At 65.7% G+C, this 4,183-nt stretch carries 6 protein-coding genes; 5 read left to right on the top strand and 1 reads right to left on the bottom strand.

Annotated features, from left to right (window positions below; genetic code table 11):
* The 4 genes from JO059_RS06570 to JO059_RS06555 form a co-directional block, all read left to right on the top strand.
* Window positions 1-687: DUF3060 domain-containing protein (locus JO059_RS06570; RefSeq protein ID WP_293315290.1), on the top strand; the 687-nt coding region annotated here is incomplete at its 5' end.
* A 39-nt stretch (window positions 688-726) separates the two neighbouring features.
* Entirely contained in the window at window positions 727-903 is a 177-nt protein-coding gene (locus JO059_RS06565; protein ID WP_293315289.1) for a hypothetical protein, read from the top strand.
* A 43-nt stretch (window positions 904-946) separates the two neighbouring features.
* Window positions 947-1,585, top strand: a complete 639-nt coding sequence (locus JO059_RS06560; protein ID WP_293315288.1) for a TetR/AcrR family transcriptional regulator — start codon at window positions 947-949, stop codon at window positions 1,583-1,585.
* Window positions 1,582-2,238: an enoyl-CoA hydratase-related protein gene (locus tag JO059_RS06555; protein ID WP_293315287.1), complete on the top strand. Its 657-nt coding sequence runs from the start codon at window positions 1,582-1,584 to the stop codon at window positions 2,236-2,238. The genes JO059_RS06560 and JO059_RS06555 overlap by 4 nt, the downstream gene beginning before the upstream one ends.
* Before the next feature lie 2 nt (window positions 2,239-2,240).
* Here JO059_RS06555 and JO059_RS06550 read toward each other — a convergent pair whose 3' ends face one another.
* Window positions 2,241-2,612 (bottom strand): ClpX C4-type zinc finger protein, encoded by a 372-nt coding sequence (locus tag JO059_RS06550; RefSeq protein ID WP_293315286.1) that lies wholly within the window; start codon window positions 2,610-2,612, stop codon window positions 2,241-2,243.
* A 192-nt stretch (window positions 2,613-2,804) separates the two neighbouring features.
* Here JO059_RS06550 and JO059_RS06545 point away from each other — a divergent pair.
* Window positions 2,805-4,183, top strand: a 1,379-nt coding sequence (locus JO059_RS06545) for a protein kinase family protein (RefSeq protein WP_293315285.1), incomplete at its 3' end; no start/stop codon positions are given.

Below are 4,183 nucleotides of genomic sequence, written 5' to 3'. Positions count from 1 at the left end.
AACCAGCCGTATGCCGCGGGCCCGCCGTATGCAAGTGGTGGAACATACACGGGCGGTTCGCCGTACGCCGTCGGATTCCCGTCACCGCCGCGGCGGCGGAGGACGCGATACCCGTGGTTCCTCGTTCTCATCGTGCTAGGGATGCTCGTGCCCGCAATCGTCAGCCTCGTCGCGCACTTCGCGAGGTCAAATCCCGTAAGAAATTTCGGCAACGGTTCCGGAGCTACGGTGTCCATCAGCAATCCGACCGCGGTGCCCCAAGGGGGCGAACTCCGAGTGGGCAGCGATTCGTCGATGAGGACGATCGCGTGCAACGACGGCAAACTGACGCTGTATGGCGACAACACCACGTATGTCGTCACCGGCCACTGCGCCGTACTCACCGCCGGCGGCTACAACAACAAGGTCACGGTCGACAGCGCCGACACCCTCGAGGCGACCGGCTATGACAACACCGTCAAGGTCAATGCCTGCAGCAACGGTAAGTTGACGCTGTCCGCCTACGGAATGAATTTTGACGTCACCGGCCATTGCGCGAGCCTCGCGATCTCCAGCTACGACAACCACGTCAACGTCGACAGCGTCGACACCATCAACGTCTCCGGATACGACAACGTCGTCATCTACCAGTCGGGCGCACCGAGGGTCACCAATTCCGGCCGGTCCAACACCATCCAAAAGGGCTGAAGGCCTCACCGCCGCGGCGACGCGGACACCCCGCCGGAATTGGTCGCCGCCTTCGGTGAGCTGCGCCAAGCGATGTCGATGGCCGCCGGCGAGTCGGACGTCGACACCCTTACCGAGGTGTTCTGGGCTTGCGCTGCACGGACTGGTCGCCTGCGCCCGGACCACGACCGCGAGCGGGTCGCTGCGCTGATCGGTCGCTTCTGCGGGGTGGACTAGCGGCTTGGGCATAACAGAGCAAATGCTCTGTTATGCTGGCCGGGTGCCGCGCAGTCGCGTATATGACCAGGACCAGATCCTCGACGCTGTCGAACAGCTGGCGGTGCGGTCAGGGCCTGCGGCGGTCACTATCCGCGCGGTGAGCGCGGCGATCGGCGTGTCCAACGGCGCGGTTTATCACACGTTCGGTTCCCGCGCCGGCCTGGCGGGTCGCGCCTGGCTGCGCGCCGGGCACCGATTCCTTTGCACGCAAGGCGAATTGATCGATGCTGCGATGCGCGCGCCGGGCGGGGGAGGTGTGGCCGCGGTGGTAGCGGCGTCCGAGGCGCCTGCGGTCTTCGCCGACCAATATCCGCATTCCTCCCGGCTGCTGCTGACCGTGCGCCGCGAGGAGCTGTTGGGCCACGACACACCGAGCGACATCGCTGCACAACTGCACGACCTGGACCGGCTGCTCGTGAATGCCATGGTTCGGCTGGCCCGAGCGCTGTGGAACCGCACGGACGCCGCGGCGGTGGACGCGATCACCATCTGCATCGTCGACTTGCCGACAGCAATCCTTTTGCAGCGCAATCGAATCCACGACCCAACGGCGCGAGACCATTTACAGGCCGCGGTCCGCGCCGTCCTGGCCATCGGTGCACCCCCGCCGCGACGCAATTCAGAGAGGAAGAACAGATGACACCCACCTTCCAATGGGACGACAAGATCGCCGTCCTCGACCTCGGTGAGGACGAAAACCGCTTCTCCCCCGAGTTTCTCGACACCCTCAACGCTCAACTCGACGAGATCGGGGCCGCCGGCGCCCACGGCTTGGTCACCACCGCGCGCGGGAAGTTCTACACGAACGGCCTTGATCTCGACTGGCTCGCCGCCCACTCCGACCAGACGCAGTCCTACATCGCCCGGGTGCAGGCCCTGTTGGCTCGCGTCCTGACCCTGCCCATGCCGACGGCCGCGGCGATCACCGGGCACGCGTTCGGCGCGGGTGCCATGCTCGCCATGGCGCACGACGTGCGGGTGATGCGCGCCGACCGGGGCTACTTCTGCTTTCCCGAGGTCGACATCCGCATTCCGTTCACCGACGGCATGGCGGCGTTGATTCAGGCGAAGCTGACCCCGAGTGCTGCGGTGGCCTCGATGACGACGGGTCGGCGTTTCGGTGGGACCGAGGCGGCGGAAATCGGCATCGTCGACGCCACCGCGGGTGAGGGCGCGGTGACCGCCGCGGCCACCGAGCTGTTGCGTCCCGTGGGCGGCAAGGACGCGGGAACGCTGGGCGCGATCAAGCAAACGATGTTCCGCGCCGCGGTGCAGGCTTTGACCAACGCGTGAACCTATTGCCGCTCGGAGAATCGCTCCCACGCCGATTGGCGTGTAATGCCAAGGGCCGCACCGATCGTAGACCAGGCCATCCCCCGGCGACGAAGCTCCCGCACCCAGGAACCCAATTCGGTCTCGACGTGATCGGCCACGGCCGCCATGCGGGGGATATGGTCGAGCATCTGCTTGTCGCTCCAGGCTTCCCAAATCGGCATCCGGAGCTCGGCCGGCTTGTCCCGATACCCTTTGATGATCGCCTGGGCTTTGTCGACGCAATGGTTGCAGATCTGCACGCCCGGCCCCGCGACAAGTTTGTCCACCGCGGTGTGGGACTTGCCGCAGAACGAACACCAGATCTGTGTGGTCTGGTTAGCCGTTGGATTCACGTGGCACTCCTCGCGTCAGGCGGTCCCTGACACGTTACGGCGTCAGGGCGGCCCTGACAAGCCGCAGCAGGGTAAGCGCAAATACCCGGTTTCAGAGCGCCCACGCCCGGCTATCCTCGGATGACCAATATCCGCGTCCGTTTCGCGTCAGGGCCGATGCGGTCGGTGAAATCTCGGGAGCGAGACAAAGCAATGAGTGCGATCCAACCGGCCGCACCCGACATGCCTACGACAAACCTTCCTCGTTACTGGCCTGAGCCGAATGTCCCCACCGGAGAACGGACTCCCGTGGTCGCCGGAACCACGATCGCGGGCGGCCGGATCCGGCTCCTGATCTTCTACGGCGAATCACCGCATCTCCAGTTCTGGCAAGCCGCTGACACGCTGACACGACAACATCTGGCGGTCACGGTGGTGGACTCCGAAAACGCGTTGCCGAGTGCGACGGTCGACGCGATTCTGGCCGATACCGCAACTCTGCGTGGAATCAACTCTCCCGGCCTGGCGAGAGTGATCGATGTGGGCCGCGACCATTGCGGCGGCGTGGTTGTCAGCGAATGGACGCGCGGCGCCACCCTCAAGGAAGTGGCTGATACGCACCCGTCGCCGCTTGGGGTCGCCGACGCCGTGCTGTCCTTGGCCGAGACCGCCGATGCGGTGCACGGTGCCGGGTTGGCGTTGTCGATCGACCATCCCGAGCGAATCCGGATCAGTGTCGACGGGCGCGCCGTGCTGGCCTTCCCGGGGACGATGCCGAACACAACGCCGCGCGACGACCTGCGAGGAATCGGCGGGGTCATGTACGCGCTGCTCGTCAACCGGTGGCCGTTCAAAGGCGGGGCCGGCACCAAGGATTGGCAGGGTGTCGCACTCGACGCGCATGGGCGATTCCAAGAACCGGCCACCATGAACCCACGAGTGCCGTTCCTGGTTTCGTCCACCGCCGCAGGCCTGGTGCGTGACGGGGACGGGATCCGCAACGCCAAGACGGTTTCGACGTTGCTGCGCGAGGCCAGCGACGACGCCAAGGGCTACGCGGTGCCCTCAGCCACCCGCGAGCTGTTCGTGCCGGTGGCAGCGGGGGGCTACGCGGGCTTTCGTCATTTCGGGCCGGCCGAAAAGCTTGAATATGCTCGCCGCCAACTCGTCAAGACGTGCCTCGGGACAGCGGCGGTGGTTGCCCTGGTGGTGCTGATGTCCTTCGCGAACACCATCAGTCGAATAACGGACACCGTCGATACCGGGACCACGATGAAGGCGGACAAGCTGGGGCTTCGGACCACCTCGCCGACCCCGATTCCATCGCCGATGGCGGCTTCGCCGGCGCCCCTGGCAGCACCGCCGCCAGCCAATCAAACCCAAACGGTAAAGCCCGTCAAAGCCACGGTGTTTTCACCCGGCGGCCCGCCGGATAGCCCAAACACGGCCGGGTTGGCAATCGACGGCAACCCCGCCACTGCCTGGTCCACGGACACCTACGTTGACGCCCAACCCTTCCCGAAGTTCAAGGACGGTGTCGGGCTGTTGTTGCAGCTTCCCGAGCCGACGTCGCTCAGCGCCGTCGCCATCGA

It is taken from the genome of Mycobacterium sp. (assembly GCF_019247615.1).
In the GTDB taxonomy this organism is placed as follows: domain Bacteria; phylum Actinomycetota; class Actinomycetes; order Mycobacteriales; family Mycobacteriaceae; genus Mycobacterium.
The sequence above is the reverse complement of the archived record's forward strand: the minus strand, read 5'-3'. Positions and strand labels throughout refer to the sequence as shown.

What these genes read in the sequence shown, in the direction of transcription:
- JO059_RS06555 (WP_293315287.1), top strand. Translation starts at nt 1,582, where the DNA reads ATGACACCCACCTTCCAATGGGACGACAAGATCGCCGTCCTCGACCTC.